The following is a 15,863-nucleotide window of genomic DNA, read 5'->3' as shown; positions in this document are numbered from 1 at the left end:
GCAAGAACCATGAGCAAGCAGACCCATTCGTTCCAGGCCGAAGTCAAGCAGATCCTGCACCTCGTCACCCACTCGCTGTACTCCAACAAGGAGATCTTCCTGCGCGAGCTGGTCTCCAACGCGTCGGACGCCTGCGACAAGCTGCGCTTCGAGGCGCTGGACAACGCCGCGCTGTACGAGGACGCGCCCACGCTGGAAGTGCGCGTGTTCTTCGACAAGGAGGCCAAGACCCTGACCATCCGCGACAACGGCATCGGCCTGTCGGCGGAAGAGGCCGCCTCGCACCTGGGCACGATCGCCCGCAGCGGCACGCGCGAGTTCATGGCCAAGCTCGAAGGCGAGCAGAAGAAGGACGCCAACCTGATCGGCCAGTTCGGCGTGGGCTTCTACTCGGGCTTCATCGTCGCCGACCGCATCACCGTGGAAAGCCGCCGCGCGGGCCTCCCGGCCGACCAGGCGGTGCGCTGGAGCAGCGAGGGCACCGGCGAGTTCGAGCTGGAAACCATCGAGCGCGCCGCGCGCGGCACCGACGTGATCCTGCACCTGCGCGACGAGGACGCCGCCGAGTTCCTGTCGGTCTGGAAGCTCAAGTCGATCATCGGCAAGTACAGCGACCACATCTCGCTGCCCATCCTGATGAAGAAGGAAACCTGGGACGCCGAGAAGGGCGAGCAGGTGGTCAGCGACGACTGGGAAACGGTCAACAAGGCCGCTGCGCTGTGGACCCGCGCCAAGAGCGACATCACCGACGCCGAGTACCAGGACTTCTACAAGCAGATCAGCTACGACAGCGAAGCGCCGCTGGCCTACACCCACAACCGCGTGGAGGGCCGCAGCGAGTACACCCAGCTGCTGTACGTGCCGAAGAAGGCGCCGTTCGACCTGTGGAACCGCGACAAGCGCGGCGGCGTCAAGCTCTACGTCAAGCGCGTCTTCATCATGGACGACGCCGAGGCGCTGATGCCCACCTACCTGCGTTTCGTCAAGGGCGTGATCGACTCGGCCGACCTGCCGCTGAACGTCAGCCGCGAGCTGCTGCAGGAAAGCCGCGATGTGAAGGCCATCCGCGAGGGCAGCACCAAGCGCGTGCTGGGCATGCTGGAGTCGCTGGCCGACAGCGACAGCGCCGACGACAAGGCCCGCTACGCCGACTTCTGGAAGGAATTCGGCGCGGTGCTGAAGGAGGGCGTGGGCGAGGACTTCGCCAACCAGGAGCGCTTGGCCAAGCTGCTGCGCTTCGCCTCCACCCACGCCGATGAAGGCGTGTCGTTTGCCGACTACGTGGGCCGCATGAAGGAGGGCCAGAAGGCGATCTACGTGATCACCGCCGACAGCCTGGCCGCGGCCAAGAGCAGCCCGCAGCTGGAGGTCTTCCGCAAGAAGGGCATCGAGGTGCTGCTGCTGACCGACCGCGTGGACGAGTGGCTGCTGAGCCACCTCTACGAGTTCGACGGCCACCCGATCCAGAGCGTGGCCAAGGGCGCGGTGGACCTGGGCGAACTGCAGGACGAGGAAGAAAAGAAGCAGGTCGAGGCCGCCACCGAAGCCTTCAAGCCCACGCTGGAGCGCCTGCAGGCCGCGCTGAAGGACCGGGCCAAGGAGGTGCGTGTCAGCTCGCGCCTGGTGGATTCACCGGCCTGCGTGGTGGCCGACGAGGGCGGCATGAGCGCCCACCTGGCGCGCATGCTCAAGCAGGCGGGCCAGGCGGCGCCGGCCTCGCTGCCCATCCTTGAGGTCAACCCCGAGCATGCGCTGGTCAAGCAGCTGGCCACCGATCCGCGCTTTGACGACCTGGCGCAGATCCTGTTCGACCAGGCGGTGCTGGCCGATGGCGGCCAGCTGGACGATCCTGCGGCCTATGTGAAGCGCGTGACGGCGCTGCTGGCCGCGGCGTGACCGGGCGGCCCGGCGCCCGCGTCCAGGGTGCCGGGCCTCAGGCCAGGATCACAGGTTCGCCGGACAGGCGCCCGGCTGAGTGCTGAAGGTGACCATGTAGAGCAGATCCAACTGCTTGCCATAACCCTTGATCGTCTTGCCATTCTTGCCAGCCAGGCCGTACAGGCACATTGGCTCGACGCCGAACAATGGGAACCGCACATCGGTCATGCCGGCGCCGTAGCAGGTATAGCGGCCACCGGTCGTGTCCGAGCCATCGGCCAGCGTGAAGGCGCCATTGGGACCGAAGGTGGCGGTGTAGCTGACACTGCTCCAGCCATTGCTGAAATTCAAGGTCAGGCACTGGGTCCGGCCGGCCAGGGCTTGGCAGGTGTCGGTTTGTGCCTGGACGGCGATGGTCGTCAGCGCGAAGAACGCCGTGGCGAAGAGTCGGGTGCAGCTGTGCATGTTCTGGATCCCTGAGTGATCGTGGTGTGACAGACGCCGCGCAGTACGGGCGCCGCTGTTCAATATACCGAAACAAGCGGGCCCGCCCGTGCCAGTTGCTCAGCCACCCTGCATGCGCTCGATCTGCTCGTCCAGCTCGGTGGCCTGCTGGGCCCAGTAGCTGGGCGAGGCGAACCAGGGGAAGGCGGCCGGGAAGGCCGGGTCGTTCCAGCGCTCGGCGATCCAGGCGCTGTGGTGGACCATGCGCAGCGTGCGCAGCGGCTCGATCAGCCGCAGCTCGCGGTCGTCGAAGTCAGCGAAGTCGGCGTAGGCGTCCAGCAGCGCCCACTGGGCCGCCTGCACCGCGTCGCGCTCGCCGGGCAGCAGCATCCACAGGTCCTGGATCGCCGGGCCGGTGCAGCAGTCGTCGAAGTCGACGAAGTTGGGGCCGGCGAACGCGCCCTCGTCGCGCCACAGCACGTTGCCCGGGTGGCAGTCGCCATGCAGGCGCAGCGTGGCCAGCGGGCCGTGGCGCGCGAAGGCGGCGTCCACCAGGGCCAGCGCGCGCTCGCTGCTGTGGATCCAGCGGCCGGCGGTCTCGGGGCTGACCAGGCCGCTGTCGATCAGGCGCTGGCGCGGCGCGTGGCCGAAGGTCTGCACATCCAGCCGGCGCCGGTGCTCGAAGTGCCCGCGCCGGCCCACGGTGTGCAGCCGGCCCATCAGCCGGCCCAGCCAGGCCAGGGTGTCGGGGTGTTCCAGCTCGGGGGCGCGGCCCACGCGGCGCTCGGTCACGGCCAGGCGGAACTCGCCGCCCTCGGGGCAGCGCCAGTGGGCCAGCGTGGGGGTCAGGGCGGACAGGCGCAGCTCGTCGGCCACGCCGTCGCGCGGCTGCAAGGGCAGCGGCGCCACCACCGGCAGGTCGGCCTCGGCCAGTTCGGCACAGAAGGCATGCTCCTCGGCGATCTGGGCATCGCTCCAGCGGCCGGGGCGGTAGAACTTGGCGACCACGACGCGGCCGTCGTCCAGATGGGCCTGGACGACGCGGTTTTCGTAGGAATTGAGCTGCAGCAGCCGGCCGTCGGGCTCCAGGCCGGCCAGGAACAGGGCCTGCAGGATCCCTGCGGGATCGAGCGTCGCATAGGGGGCGTCGGTCATCGGGGCATGGTACGCCCCGTGTCCGCAGCGCTACTCGATCGTGCTGCGGCGCACGCGGGCGATGCCGTCCTTGACGTCCTGGATCAGGCCCAGCAGCGCATCCACCGTGCGAGCACCCTGCTTCAGGCCGTAGTTCAGCTCGGCCGCCTGCTCCTCGATCAGTTCCTCGAAGTGCGAACCCACGGTCTCGGAGGGCAGCTTCAGGCGCGCCTCGGCCTCGCCGCCCTCGCGCTCCAGCGTGGCGCCGGCATTGCGGGCGATGCGCAGCATGGCGGTGTTCTCGCTCAGCGCGTGGATGATCAGGGTGTCGATGTGGCGGTTGCGGGCGTGCAGCACCGCGTGGTCAAAGAGGCGCGCGCCGAAGCCGCGGCCGCGGGCCTGGGGCGAGACCGAGACGCCGAACTCCGCCATCGGCCGCTCGCCCGGCACGTCGGGCAGGTAGGCCAGGTGGGCCATCGCGATCAACTCGAGGCGGCGGTTGAAGACGCCGAAGACCTCGTCGCGGCGGAAATCCAGCAGGTCGACATAGCGGCCGATCTGGGCGTCGTTGGCGGCGTAGCCGAAGCGCAGGTAGCGGTCGTGTCCCTCCAGGCCCAGCAGGTGGGTCAGCACGCGCGGCCGCTGCCGCTCGGACAGCGAGCGGATCGGCACCCAGCGGAAGGCCGGGGCGTGGGCCTCGGGCCGGGTGGCCGGCTCGGGCGGGGGAAACACGGGGTCGCTCATGGAGGGGCGCTCCGGTGACTAAGGGATAACCCGCACTGTACACAGATCCATCCCGTCACGGTGAGGAGGAGACCCTGTATTTCCGGTCAGATGACCGCCTGGTGTGGTTCCGGTGCCTGTGTTATGATCCGCGGCTTCGCCCGTTTTCGGCTGGGGTGAGGTTCACAACTGCGGTGCCTTTTTGGGCGGTTGCAGGCGTGAATGCCGGTGCCACACCGGGGGGCCTGAGAGGCTGCAGCAAGCAGCACCGATGGTGCCCGGAGCCCGGTTCACAGCCGTTTCTTCTCACTCAAGAGATCCCTCATGAAGACCTTCAGCGCCAAGCCGGCCGAGGTGACGCACGAGTGGTTTGTGATTGACGCCACCGATAAGGTGCTCGGACGTGTCGCCAGCGAAGTGGCACTCCGTCTGCGCGGCAAGCACAAGGCCATCTACACGCCTCACGTCGATACCGGTGACTTCATCGTCATCGTCAACGCCGACAAGCTCCGTGTCACCGGCAACAAGGCCAACGACAAGATCTACTACCGTCACTCGGGCTTCCCCGGCGGCATCTACGCCACGAAGTTCAAGGACATGCAAGCCAAGCACCCCGGCCGCGCGCTGGAGAAGGCCGTCAAGGGCATGCTGCCCAAGGGCCCGCTTGGCTACGCCATGATCAAGAAGCTGAAGGTGTACGCCGGTGCCGAGCACCCGCACGCCGCCCAGGCCCCCAAGGCCCTGGAAATCTGAGGAGCGGTTGAATGATCGGTAACTGGAACTATGGCACCGGCCGTCGCAAGTCGTCGGTCGCCCGGGTCTTCCTGAAGAAGGGCACCGGCCAGATCGTCGTCAACGGCAAGCCCGTCGACAAGTACTTCGGCCGCCAGACCTCCATCATGGTGGTCCGTCAGCCCCTGGTGCTGACCGAGAACAACGAAGCCTTCGACGTGCAGGTCAACGTGCACGGCGGCGGCGAGTCCGGCCAGGCCGGTGCGGTCCGCCACGGCATCACCCGCGCCCTGATCGACTACGACGCGGCCCTCAAGCCCGCCCTGAGCAGCGCCGGCTACGTCACCCGTGACGCCCGCGAAGTCGAGCGCAAGAAGGTCGGTCTGCACGGCGCCCGTCGTCGGAAGCAGTTCAGCAAGCGCTGATCGATCACCCGGTTTTTGCGGGTATCCACGGAAGGCCGCCGCAAGCGGCCTTTCGCGTCTTCGGGCCACACTGCCGCACCATGCGCTGGAAGCTCCTTCGCCGCCGCTTCTCGATCTCCGCCCCGCGGATGATCGTGCGCAGCCACCTGCCCTGGCCGCTGCGCTGGGCGGTGGCGGCGCTGGCGCTGGGCTTCTCGGCGGCGATCGCGCTGTGGGCCTTCGAATTCGGCAAGGACCTGGCGGGCCTGGACAAGGACGCCAAGGTCGAGCTCGAGCAGCTGCGCGCCGAGGTGCGCACGCTGCGTGACGACAAGGACAAGGCGCAGTCCATCGCCAACACGGCCGAGAGCCTGCTCAAGGCCGAGAAGGTCGCGCAGGAGCGGCTGGCGGTGCAGTTGCGCCAGGTCGAGGCCGACAACCTGCAGCTCAAGGCCGACCTGGGCTTCTTCGAGCGCCTGCTCCCAGCCGCCGGCCAGAATGGCGACGCGCCCCAGGTGCGCGCCTTCCAGGTCGAGGCCGACGGCCCGGGCAAGCTGCACTACCAGGTGCTGGTGATGAGTCCGGCGCGCGTGGCCGCGCCCAGCGAGGGGCGCTACGAGCTGACGCTGTCGGGCACGCAGGACGGCAAGCCCTGGACGCAGCCCATGCCCGGCGGGCCGCAGCCCTTCCAGCTGCGCCAGTACCTGCGCCTGGAGGGCCATCTGGACCATCCGCCTGCGGCGGTGGTAAAACTCGTGCAGTTGCGGGTGCTGGACGCCCGCGGCGCCGTGCTGGCCAGCCAGACGGCTCGCCTGTGACAACAACGTTGGGAACCTGGAGACGATCACCATGTGGTTCAGCCGCAAGAAGCAACCCCCGATCCGCAGCCTGATCGGCGAGGGCACCGCCGTGCATGGCGAGCTGCGTTTCAGCGAAGGCCTGCGCGTGGATGGCGAGGTCATCGGCGACGTCATCGCCGCCGGTGACGGCGCCAGCCTGGTGGTGATCTCCGAGAATGCCCGCATCATGGGCAAGGTGATCGCCGGCCATGTGATCATCAACGGCGAAGTGCACGGCCCGGTGGCCTCGAGCGAGCTGCTGGAGCTGCAGCCCAAGGCGCGCATCGTCGGCGACGTGCACTACCACGCCCTGGAAATGCACCAGGGCGCCAAGATCGACGGCGAACTGCGCCACGCCAGCGCCACTGACGACAAGCCGACGCTCAAGCTGGCGGCGTCGAACGACCACTGACCCCTTCCATTGCCTCAAAGGACCGATCCATGAACGCCGTGACCGAGAACCTGGCCCCCGCCGCCGGCGAGATGCCCGCACCGCTGGTCTTCACAGACAGCGCCGCCGCCAAGGTGGCCGATCTGGTCGCCGAGGAGGGCAATCCCGAGCTGAAGCTGCGCGTCTTCGTGCAGGGCGGCGGCTGCTCGGGCTTCCAGTACGGCTTCACCTTCGACGAAGTCGTCAACGAAGACGACACGCAGATGAGCAAGAACGGCGTGACGCTGCTGATCGACGCGATGAGCCTGCAGTACCTGGTCGGCGCCGAGATCGACTACAAGGAAGACCTGCAGGGCGCGCAGTTCGTGATCCGCAACCCGAACGCCACCACCACCTGCGGCTGCGGCTCGAGCTTCTCGGTGTAAGTGTCTGCACCCGGCTGCGGGCTCCGCAGCCACCCTTCAGGAGAGGGTGCGCCGGCCGCTGCGGAGCGGCCGACACCGACCAGCCGCCCACGGGCGGCTTTTTCACGCCTGCAGCGACCGGACCGATCAGGCCGGGTAGAGCGCGCCCAGCACGCGCGGTCCGCGCGCCCCGGTGACCGCCGGCAGGTTGGCGGGCTGGCGCATCAGGTGCGCCCCGGCCAGCCAGGCAAAGGCGGTGGCTTCGACCTGCATCGGCGGCAGGCCCTCGGCCGCGGTGCTGCGCACGCGCACGCCAGGCAGCAGCCGCGTCAGGCGCTGCATCAGGTCGGCGTTGAGCGCGCCACCACCGCAGACCAGCAGATCGGTGGTCTGCGGGGCGTGGCGATGCAGCGCCTCGGTGGCGGCCCGGGCGGTGAACTCGGCCAGCGTGGCCTGCACATCCTGGGGCGACACGCCCGCGCAGCGCTGCAACTGCGCTACCAGCCAATCGGCGTGGAACAGGTCGCGCCCAGTGCTCTTGGGCGGCGCCTCGGCCAGATAGGGCTCGGCCATCAGCCCGCCCAGCAGCGCCCCGTGCACCTGACCACTCGCGGCCCACTGGCCATCGGCATCGAAATCCTGGCCGAGGTGCTGCTGCACCCACAGGTCCAGCAGGGCATTGCCCGGGCCGCAATCGAATCCCGAGACCGGCGCCCCACCCGCCGGCAGCAGCGTCAGGTTGCCGATGCCGCCGAGGTTCAGCACCGCGCGGGCCTGGTCCGTCCGCCCGAAGACCTGGGCATGGAAGGCGGGCACCAGCGGCGCCCCCTGGCCGCCGGCGGCCACGTCGCGGCTGCGGAAGTCCGCCACCACGTCAATGCCGCAGCGCTCGGCCAGCAGCGCGGGCTGGTTGAGCTGCCAGGTGTAGCCGGTGCCGTCGACCGCGCCGGGCCGGTGGCGCACGGTCTGGCCATGCGAGCCCACCGCGCGCACGTCGGCGGCGCTCAGACCGCTGTGCGCCAGCAGGGCCTGCACCACCTCGGCCTGCGCCTCGGCCAGGGCATTGGCCGCCAGGGCGGCGCGGTGCAGTTCGTCGGGGCCGGACGTGTTCAACGCCAGCAGCTCGGCCCGCAATGCGGGCGGCATCGGCCGGTGCACATGGGCCTCGACCTGCAGCTGCGGTGACAGCCGGGCCAGCACACCATCGATGCCGTCGAGCGAGGTGCCCGACATCAAGCCGATGCAGCGCATCGGTTCAGCCGATCACTCGAACTGGCCAGGGTGGCCGTCGATGCGGGTGGCCAGCGCCAGCTGGCTGGACACGGTCTGCGCTAGGCTGGCGAAACGGCCGCGCTGCGCAGGGTCGAGCTCGATCACCTCGGAGGCCTTGGCGATGACCTGCGGGTCCTGGTGCTGACCGCCCACCAGGAACTCGAAGTGCAGGTGCGGGCCGGTGGCCCAGCCGGTGGCGCCCACGGCACCCAGGCGATCACCCTGGCCGACCCGCTGGCCCTTGCGCACATCGATGCGGCTGAGGTGGGCGTAGACCGTTTCGCGGCCGCCGCTGTGCTGGATGCGCACCACGTTGCCATAGCCGTTCTGCCAGCCGCTGAAGACCACGCTGCCGTCGCCGACGCTGCGCACTGGCGTGCCGGTCGGGGCGCCATAGTCGGTGCCCAGGTGGGCGCGCCAGGTCTTGTGGATCGGGTGGAAGCGCATCGCGAAGCCCGAGGTCACGCGCGAGAACGCCAGCGGGCTGGACAGGAAGGCGCGCCGCTTGCTCTGGCCTTTGAGGTCGTAGTAGCCACCGCGGCCTTCGCCGAACCAGGCGGCCTGGTAGGTCTTGCCGTTGTTGACGAACTCGGCGGCCAGCAGCCGGCCATTGCCCCAGGGCACGGGCTCGCCGTCGGCGCTGAGCGATTCGTAGATCAGGCTGAAGCGGTCGCCCTTGCGCAGCTCGCGGCGGAAGTCGATGTCGGTGGAGAAGACCTCGGCCAGCTGCACCGCGACGCCGTCGGGGATGTTGGCCTCGTCGGTGGCGGCGAACAGCGAGCTGTCGATGCGGCCGCTGGCCAGGCGCGGCAGGCGTTCCAGCGGGCGCTGCTCGGCGCGGCTGCTGAAGTGCTCGCCCTGGCGGGTGATCTCGAAGCGGTGAAAGAACTGCGGCACCGGCGAATCGGCCTCGTCCACCGGGAAGCGCGCGACCAGGGACAGCAGGCGGCCCTGGGCATCGACCTGGGCCTGCACCAGCTTGCCGGGGCGGCCTTCGATGAGGCGGCGGGCCAGCGCGTCGCTGCGCATCCACTGCGCCGCGGCGGCGTCTTCCACGCCCAGGCGGCGCAGCAGGCTGTCGGCGGTGTCGCTGGCGCGGGTGACGTCGCCGCGCGTGAGCTGCAAGCGCAGGCCGGCCAGGGCCTCGAGCTGACCGTCCAGGCTGGGCGGCACGATGGGTTCGAGCAGCAGGCGCTGCGGCAGCTGCGCGGCGTCAGGGGCCAGCGGCGCGATGCCGAAGGCGGTGACACCGAAACCGGCCAGGCCCAGCAGGGTGCTCAGGGCCAGGCCGCGGTGGTGGGCGCGCGTCCAGCGGCCCACGCGGGCCAGCAGGTCTGCGGCGAATTCAGGCAAAGCGGTTCCCAGCGGCATCGATCAGGTCGTTGTGTGAGGTGCCGCCGGGGCGGCAGGGTCGGCGCAGGCCGGCCCTTAGAATCACGGCGCTGCTCGGGAAGCAGCAGCCTGCGCGGTGGCAGGTGCTTGCCACGGGTCTGACCCGCTGGCCCGGCAGAGTTCCCCGATTCTACCGACCCCCACGATCGTGGGGATTGTCGTGATCCCTTGGTGCCCCCGATGTCCCAGCCCGATTCCCAGAACCCCAGCGAGCGCGTGCTCGAAGCGCTGGCCGTCAGCCGCCGCGGCTGCGCCGAACTGCTGCCCGAGGCCGACTGGCTGAAGAAGCTGCAACGGTCGGAGGCCAGCGGCCAGCCGCTGCGCATCAAGCTGGGCCTGGACCCCACCGCGCCCGACATCCACCTGGGCCACACGGTGGTGCTCAACAAGATGCGCCAGCTGCAGGACCTGGGTCACCAGGTGATCTTCCTGATCGGCGACTTCACCTCGATGATCGGCGATCCGTCGGGCCGCAACGCCACCCGCCCGCCGCTGACGCGCGAGCAGATCGAGGCCAACGCCCAGACCTACTACGCCCAGGCCAGCCTGGTGCTGGACCCGGCCAGGACCGAGATCCGCTACAACAGCGAATGGAGCGACCCGCTGGGCGCGCGCGGCATGATCGAGCTGGCCGCCAAGTACACCGTGGCGCGCATGCTCGAGCGCGACGACTTCACCAAGCGCTTCCAGAGCAACACGCCGATCTCGGTGCACGAGCTGCTCTACCCGCTGATGCAGGGCTACGACTCGGTGGCGCTCAAGAGCGACCTGGAGCTGGGCGGCACCGACCAGAAGTTCAACCTGCTGGTGGGCCGTGCGCTGCAGAGCGAGTACGGCCAGGAGCCGCAGTGCATCCTGACGATGCCGCTGCTCGAAGGCCTGGACGGCATCGAGAAGATGTCCAAGTCCAAGAACAACTACGTGGGCATCACCGAGCCGGCGAACACCATGTTCGCCAAGATCCTGTCGATCAGCGACGAGCAGATGTGGAAGTGGTTCACGCTGCTGTCCTTCCGCCTCGAGCGCGAGATCGAGGCGCTGAAGGCCGAGGTCGCCGCGGGCCGCAACCCCAAGGACGCCAAGGTGATGCTGGCCAAGGAGATCACCGCGCGCTTCCACAGCGCCGCGGCGGCCGACGCGGCCGAGCAGGACTTCAACAACCGCGCCAAGGGCGGCATTCCCGACGAGATCCCCGAGCTGGCGCTCAGCGGCGCCCCGATGGCGATCGGCGCGCTGCTCAAGGCCGCCAACCTGGTGCCCAGCACCAGCGAGGGCCTGCGCATGGTCGAGCAGGGCGGTGTGCGCATCGACGGCGCGGTTGTCTCGGACAAGGGCCTGAAGCTCGACGCCGGCACCATGGTGCTGCAGGTCGGCAAGCGCAAGTTCGCCCGTGTGACACTGTCGTGATCCGTTTGACCAGGAGCCCCTTGATGAAGTCCCTTGCCGCCGCCCTGCTGGCCCTCACCCTGTTCGGCGCCGCCCAGGCCCAGGACGCCAACCCGGCGCTGGCCGCGGCGGCCAAGGAACCCGGCGCCAAGACCACCGCCAGTGGCCTGGTGTTCCGCAGCCTGAAGGACGGCACCGGCGGCAGCCCGGTGGCGGCCGACACCGTGCGCGTGCACTACCGCGGCACGCTGACCGACGGCAAGGAGTTCGACAGCTCCTACAGCCGCGGCCAGCCCGCCGAGTTCCCGCTGGGCCGCGTGATCCCCTGCTGGACCGAAGGCCTGCAGCTGATGAAGACCGGCGGCAAGGCCAAGCTGACCTGCCCCTCGGCGATCGCCTATGGCGGCCGGGCGATTGGCGACCTGATCCCGCCGAACTCGACCCTGGTCTTCGACGTCGAGCTGCTGGGCATCGTCAAGCGCTGATCACGGGTCGGGCGTGGCGGCGCGCAGCGTCGCCTGTGCCTGGGCCAGCCATTGCGGCTCGGCCGCCCGGGCGCGCGCCACGGCGCGCTCAGCCGCGTCATGCGCCGCACCCATGTCGCCGCGCATCAGCCGCAACTGGGCCAGGTTGTTCCAGGCCACCGCGCTGTCGCCCTGGGCCAGCCAGGCCTGCAGCACGGCCTCGGCCTCGGGGCCGCGGCCGGCATCGGCCAGGGCCTGCGCCCAACCCACGCTGATCGACAGCCGCTGCGGCCAGCGCGCCGCGGCCGAGGCCCAGGCGCGAGCCCGCTCCCGGGCCGGGGCCTGGGCGCGGTCCAGGCCCAGCAGCGCGGCCACGGCCGGCGCCTCGTCCACCTGCGGGGGCCAATGGCCCGGTGGCAGCACCGCCAGGGCCCAGTGGCCGCTGCGCGCCCAGGTGGCCTCCAGCGGCGACAGGTCCCACAGCGCCTGCGCCCGGGTGCCGGTGTGCAGGCGCACGGTGCCGGCGTCCAGGTCGTAGCCGGTCAGCAGCACATAGTGCCAGCGCGGCCAGATCGGCAGCGACAGGTTCAGCAGCAGCGCGGCCGGGTGGCCCTGGGCCACCAGCGCCAGCAGCGCGTCCAGCCGCGGCGGCAACTCGACCGACAGCATGGCGTGGCGGCGGGGTGCGGCCAGCATCTCGGCCTGCAGCGTGCCGCCGCGGCCAGGCAGGTAGACCTGCGCGCGCAGGGTCTCGAGCGGCACCGGCCGACCGGCAGCCGCCAGCGCGGCCGACAGCACGGCGGGCCCGCACAGCTCGTCGTCGTCGGCCACGAAGGGGGCGTCCGCCAGCCAGTGGCGGCGCGGCAGGCCCGGCGGCGACTGCGCCCGCAGCGCCGCGCCCATCGGCGCAGGCGCCAGCGTCGCGCAGCCGCTCAGCGCCGGCGCCAGCAGGCCAGCGGCCAGCGCGTCACGCCGGCGCATCGGGCCTGGCGACTCAGCGCACCGAGCGGGTGAACGGGAAGACCTTGGTCAGGCCCAGGATGTCAGTGACCAGCAGCAGCACGAAGATGAAGACCAGCACGCCGACCAGGTCGCTGGCGCCGGCCGGGGCGCTGTCGATCGTGCGGGCCAGTTGCTGGGCCTCGGCGTCGCTCAGCGCGGCCACGCGGGCGCGGGCCTGGTCGAGGTCGACGCCGCGGGCCTGCAGGCCGGCCTGCACATCGGCGCGGGCCAGCGAGGCGTCGATCAGCGCGCGGGCGTCGGCGGCCGGGCGCAGCGCCAGGCCTTCGTCGACGGCCACGGCCTCGGCCGCAATGCCAGCCGCCTGGGCGGGTTGCATGAAACCGGCGAAGCTGAGGCTGGAGGCCAGCAGCAGGGTGAAGGTGCGGTGAGCGAGGCGCATGGTGTGTATCAGAGTCAGTGGACCGCTCAATGTTACGAATTTCGCCAAGCCCCTTGTGACGACCTGTTGCGGGCGACAATCGCGGCATGCAAGTGAGTTCTTACCTGCGCCTGTCGGTCGTGGCGGCGCTGGCCACCATTGCGCTGAAGGCCGGCGCCTGGTGGCTGACCGGCTCGGTCAGCCTGTTGTCGGATGCGCTGGAGTCGCTGGTCAACCTGGCCGGCGCCACCTTTGCGCTGGCCATGGTGACGATCGCCGCGCAGCCGGCCGATGAAGACCACCCCTATGGCCACCACAAGGCCGAGTACTTCTCCAGTGGCTTCGAGGGCGTGCTGATCCTGGGCGCCGCGGCCGGCATCATGCTGGCCGCGCTGGACCGCTGGCTGCACCCGCAGCCGCTGGAGCGGCTGGACTGGGGCCTGGCGCTGTCGGTGGCCAGCTCGGCCATCAATGGTGCGCTGGCCTGGAGCATGCTGCGCGCCGCCCGCGAACACCACTCGATCGCGCTGGAAGGCGATGCGCGGCACCTGATCACCGACGTCTGGACCTCCGTGGGCGTGGTGATCGGCCTGATCGCGGTGCAACTGACCGGCTGGCTGTGGCTGGACCCGCTGGCCGCGATGCTGGTGGCGCTGAACATCATCCGCGAGGGCGTCTCGCTGGTGCACCGCTCGGCCGATGGCCTGATGGACCGCGCGCTGGAGCCCGAGCACCAGGCCGCCATTCACGCGGTGCTGAAGGACTTCGACCACGCCACCATCCGCTTCGACCACCTGACCACGCGCCGCGCCGGCGCGCGCCGCTTTGCCGACATGCACATGCACATGCCGGCCAGCTGGACGCTGCAGCGCGCGGCGGCGCTGCGCGCATCGGTGGAGCAGGCGCTGATGAGCGCGGTGCCGGGCCTGCGGGCCACGATCCAGCTGCTGCCGATGGACGTCGAAGCCCACTTCGACGACCCCAAGGACCTGCTGTGATCGCCGTGCTGCAGCGCGTGCGCGAAGCGCGCGTGGAGGTGGCCGCCCAGGTGGTGGGCGCGATCGGGCCGGGCCTGCTGGCCCTGGTCTGCGCCGAGCCGGCCGACACGCCGGCCACCGCCGCGAAGATGCTGGACAAGTGGCTCAAGCTGCGCATCTTCAGCGACGAGGCCGGCAAGATGAACCGCAGCCTGCAGGACCTGGATGGCGCGGGCACGCCGGGTGGCCTGCTGATCGTCTCGCAGTTCACGCTGGCCGCCGACACGGCGGGCGGCAACCGCCCCAGCTTCAGCGCCGCCGCGCCCGCCGCGCAGGGGCGCGCGCTCTACGACGCGCTGCTGGCCCTGGCCCGCGAACGCCATGCCGGCCCGGTGGCCTGTGGCGAGTTCGGTGCCGACATGCAGGTGCACCTGGTCAACGACGGCCCGGTGACGATCCCGATGCGCCTGCCCTGAAACGCAACGGGCGCCCGAAGGCGCCCGTGTGGGGTGTCCGTGGCCGGCGATCAGCCGGCGGTCAGGCGCCCATCAGTCCGCATACTGACCGGCCGCCTTGATCGCGGTGCCGAGCTTGTTGATCTCGGACTCGACGAACTTCTTGTGCTCGGCGGGGTTGACGCGCGCATCGGTCACGACCACCGCGCCCAGCGCCTCTTCACGCTTGAGGAACTCGGGGTCCTTCAGTGCGGCCTTCAGCGCCGCATTGAGCTTGTCCAGCACCGGCTTGGGCGTGCCCTTGGGGGCGTACATGCCGTGCCAGATCGTGACGTTGAAGCCCTTCAGGCCCGACTCGTCCAGCGTCGGCAGCTTGGCCAGCGCCGGTGCGGTCAGGTGCTTGAGCGTGCTGACCGCGAAGGCCTTGACCTTGCCGCTCTCGATCTGGCCGGTGGTGTTGGTGGTCTGGTCGCACATCAGGTCGACCTGGCCGCCCAGCAGGTCGGTCATCGCCGGGGCGGTGCCCTTGTAGGGCACGGTCGTCATGTCCACCTTGATGGCCTGCTGGAACATCAGGCCGCACAGGTGCGAGGCCGAGCCCAGGCCGGCGTTGGCCAGGTTGATCTTGCCCTTGTTGGCCTCGATCCACTTGGCCAGCTCGGCGTAGTTGGCGGCCGGCAGCGTGGGGCGGCCGATCAGGGTCATCGGCACCTCGTTGATCATGCCCAGGTACTCGAAGTCGTCCAGGGTCTTGTACTGCAGCTGGCGGTACAGCGAGGGCGAGGTGGCCATGCCCACGTGGTGCAGCAGCAGGGTGTAGCCGTCCGGGGCGGCCTTGGCCACCTTGGTGGCGCCCAGCGTGCCGCCGGCACCGCCGACGTTCTCGATCACGATGGTGCCGCCCAGCGGCTTGCGCAGCGCTTCGGCCAGGTCGCGCGCCACCTTGTCGGTCGGGCCGCCGGCCGCGAAGGGTACGACGATGGTGACCGGCTTCTCGGGGTACTCGGCCAGGGCCGGCAGGGCCAGCGCGGTCAGCGCGATGGCGGCAAGGGTCTTCAGGCGCAGTTGCATGCGATGTCTCCTGGGTACATGACAAGGGGTGGCCGGATGGTAGGGGTGCGGCAGGGACCCGCCATGTGGGGAACTACGTAATCCCTGCCGCTGGCATCACAATCGGCGCATGAGCCGCATCATCCGATTCGACCTGCCCGCCACCGCCCCGGAGCTTGACCACCCGCGCGAGGAGCGCCGGGAACAGGGCAACCCCGAACGCCACACCTGGACGCTGTATGAGCCGCCCGGCCAGGGTCTGGCCGCCGGCATCTGGGACTGCGAGCCCGGGCGCTGGCGCATCGTCTTCGGCCCGAACGAGCATGAGTACTTCGTGGTCCTCAGCGGCCGGGTGCGGGTGCATGATGCGCAGGGCGGCTTCACCGAGGCCGGCCCGGGCGAGGCCATCGTCATTCCACCGGGTTTCGAGGGCAGTTTCGAGGTGCTGGAGAAGGTCCGCAAGCACTTCGTGATCGTCGACCGCTTGTCCTGATCGCTTGACTTTGCCGGCGGCCGGTCGCAGCCTGCGGGTGGGAG

General features: G+C 70.0%; 19 protein-coding genes. 11 read left to right on the top strand and 8 right to left on the bottom strand.

Going from position 1 to position 15,863, the window contains the following annotated elements; all coding sequences use genetic code 11:
* Positions 1 to 9 precede the first annotated feature (9 nt).
* On the top strand, positions 10 to 1,896 hold the full coding sequence (gene htpG, locus KAK03_RS17900) for a molecular chaperone HtpG (RefSeq protein ID WP_210855883.1): 1,887 nt from the start codon (positions 10 to 12) through the stop codon (positions 1,894 to 1,896).
* A 48-nt stretch (positions 1,897 to 1,944) separates the two neighbouring features.
* Here htpG and KAK03_RS17895 read toward each other — a convergent pair whose 3' ends face one another.
* The 3 genes from KAK03_RS17895 to KAK03_RS17885 all read right to left on the bottom strand — a co-directional run bounded on the left by KAK03_RS17895 (position 1,945) and on the right by KAK03_RS17885 (position 4,200).
* Complete coding sequence (locus KAK03_RS17895; protein WP_210855881.1) at positions 1,945 to 2,343, bottom strand: hypothetical protein; 399 nt, start codon at positions 2,341 to 2,343, stop codon at positions 1,945 to 1,947.
* A gap of 99 nt (positions 2,344 to 2,442) precedes the next feature.
* Complete coding sequence (locus KAK03_RS17890) at positions 2,443 to 3,477, bottom strand: serine/threonine protein kinase (protein WP_210855879.1); 1,035 nt, start codon at positions 3,475 to 3,477, stop codon at positions 2,443 to 2,445.
* 30 nt (positions 3,478 to 3,507) lie between these two features.
* The gene (locus KAK03_RS17885; protein WP_210855877.1) at positions 3,508 to 4,200 is read right to left on the bottom strand and encodes a GNAT family N-acetyltransferase; all 693 of its coding nucleotides are present in this window, start codon (positions 4,198 to 4,200) and stop codon (positions 3,508 to 3,510) included.
* 303 nt (positions 4,201 to 4,503) lie between these two features.
* Between KAK03_RS17885 and rplM the strand changes: the two genes are divergently transcribed.
* The 5 genes from rplM (at position 4,504) to erpA (ending at position 6,970) form a co-directional block, all read left to right on the top strand.
* The gene (gene rplM, locus KAK03_RS17880) at positions 4,504 to 4,932 is read left to right on the top strand and encodes a 50S ribosomal protein L13 (RefSeq protein ID WP_210800381.1); all 429 of its coding nucleotides are present in this window, start codon (positions 4,504 to 4,506) and stop codon (positions 4,930 to 4,932) included.
* Between the two features lie 11 nt (positions 4,933 to 4,943).
* The gene (gene rpsI / locus KAK03_RS17875) at positions 4,944 to 5,336 is read left to right on the top strand and encodes a 30S ribosomal protein S9 (RefSeq protein WP_210855875.1); all 393 of its coding nucleotides are present in this window, start codon (positions 4,944 to 4,946) and stop codon (positions 5,334 to 5,336) included.
* 80 nt (positions 5,337 to 5,416) lie between these two features.
* A complete protein-coding gene (locus tag KAK03_RS17870; protein WP_210855873.1) occupies positions 5,417 to 6,133 on the top strand; it encodes a DUF6776 family protein in 717 nt (238 codons plus the stop codon).
* Positions 6,134 to 6,164: 31 nt separating this feature from the next.
* Positions 6,165 to 6,566, top strand: coding sequence for a bactofilin family protein (locus tag KAK03_RS17865; RefSeq protein ID WP_210855872.1), 402 nt, complete (start codon positions 6,165 to 6,167; stop codon positions 6,564 to 6,566).
* A gap of 29 nt (positions 6,567 to 6,595) precedes the next feature.
* Positions 6,596 to 6,970 (top strand): iron-sulfur cluster insertion protein ErpA, encoded by a 375-nt coding sequence (erpA, locus tag KAK03_RS17860; protein ID WP_210855869.1) that lies wholly within the window; start codon positions 6,596 to 6,598, stop codon positions 6,968 to 6,970.
* A gap of 126 nt (positions 6,971 to 7,096) precedes the next feature.
* Here erpA and KAK03_RS17855 read toward each other — a convergent pair whose 3' ends face one another.
* Both KAK03_RS17855 and KAK03_RS17850 read right to left on the bottom strand, forming a co-directional pair.
* Positions 7,097 to 8,200, bottom strand: coding sequence for an anhydro-N-acetylmuramic acid kinase (locus KAK03_RS17855; protein WP_210855867.1), 1,104 nt, complete (start codon positions 8,198 to 8,200; stop codon positions 7,097 to 7,099).
* A gap of 12 nt (positions 8,201 to 8,212) precedes the next feature.
* Positions 8,213 to 9,592 carry a M23 family metallopeptidase gene (locus KAK03_RS17850; RefSeq protein WP_210855865.1) on the bottom strand — a complete coding sequence of 460 codons (1,380 nt, stop codon included), beginning with the start codon at positions 9,590 to 9,592 and terminating at the stop codon, positions 8,213 to 8,215.
* Positions 9,593 to 9,793: 201 nt separating this feature from the next.
* Between KAK03_RS17850 and tyrS the strand changes: the two genes are divergently transcribed.
* Positions 9,794 to 11,020: a tyrosine--tRNA ligase gene (tyrS, locus tag KAK03_RS17845; RefSeq protein ID WP_210855863.1), complete on the top strand. Its 1,227-nt coding sequence runs from the start codon at positions 9,794 to 9,796 to the stop codon at positions 11,018 to 11,020.
* 23 nt (positions 11,021 to 11,043) lie between these two features.
* A complete protein-coding gene (locus KAK03_RS17840; protein WP_210855861.1) occupies positions 11,044 to 11,484 on the top strand; it encodes an FKBP-type peptidyl-prolyl cis-trans isomerase in 441 nt (146 codons plus the stop codon).
* Here the strand turns inward: KAK03_RS17840 and KAK03_RS17835 are convergent, their stop codons facing one another.
* Both KAK03_RS17835 and KAK03_RS17830 read right to left on the bottom strand, forming a co-directional pair.
* On the bottom strand, positions 11,485 to 12,444 hold the full coding sequence (locus KAK03_RS17835) for a PA2778 family cysteine peptidase (RefSeq protein ID WP_210855860.1): 960 nt from the start codon (positions 12,442 to 12,444) through the stop codon (positions 11,485 to 11,487).
* 13 nt (positions 12,445 to 12,457) lie between these two features.
* The gene (locus tag KAK03_RS17830; RefSeq protein WP_210855858.1) at positions 12,458 to 12,865 is read right to left on the bottom strand and encodes a PA2779 family protein; all 408 of its coding nucleotides are present in this window, start codon (positions 12,863 to 12,865) and stop codon (positions 12,458 to 12,460) included.
* Positions 12,866 to 12,951: 86 nt separating this feature from the next.
* Here KAK03_RS17830 and KAK03_RS17825 point away from each other — a divergent pair, with 86 nt between their 5' ends.
* Both KAK03_RS17825 and dtd read left to right on the top strand, forming a co-directional pair.
* Positions 12,952 to 13,842: a cation diffusion facilitator family transporter gene (locus KAK03_RS17825; protein WP_210855856.1), complete on the top strand. Its 891-nt coding sequence runs from the start codon at positions 12,952 to 12,954 to the stop codon at positions 13,840 to 13,842.
* Positions 13,839 to 14,297, top strand: a complete 459-nt coding sequence (gene dtd / locus KAK03_RS17820; RefSeq protein ID WP_210855854.1) for a D-aminoacyl-tRNA deacylase — start codon at positions 13,839 to 13,841, stop codon at positions 14,295 to 14,297. Before KAK03_RS17825 ends, dtd begins: the two co-directional genes overlap by 4 nt.
* Before the next feature lie 72 nt (positions 14,298 to 14,369).
* On the opposite strand, the gene KAK03_RS17815 is transcribed toward dtd, so the two are convergent.
* Entirely contained in the window at positions 14,370 to 15,347 is a 978-nt protein-coding gene (locus KAK03_RS17815; RefSeq protein WP_210855852.1) for a tripartite tricarboxylate transporter substrate-binding protein, read from the bottom strand.
* A gap of 109 nt (positions 15,348 to 15,456) precedes the next feature.
* Between KAK03_RS17815 and KAK03_RS17810 the strand changes: the two genes are divergently transcribed.
* The gene (locus tag KAK03_RS17810) at positions 15,457 to 15,819 is read left to right on the top strand and encodes a cupin domain-containing protein (RefSeq protein ID WP_210855850.1); all 363 of its coding nucleotides are present in this window, start codon (positions 15,457 to 15,459) and stop codon (positions 15,817 to 15,819) included.
* Positions 15,820 to 15,863: the final 44 nt, after the last annotated feature.

Origin of the sequence: Ideonella alba, assembly GCF_018069845.1 — a bacterium.
Classification (GTDB): Bacteria; Pseudomonadota; Gammaproteobacteria; order Burkholderiales; family Burkholderiaceae_C; genus Ideonella; species Ideonella alba.
Note: the sequence above shows the minus strand (reverse complement) of the source record. Positions and strands in the feature narration are given on the sequence as shown.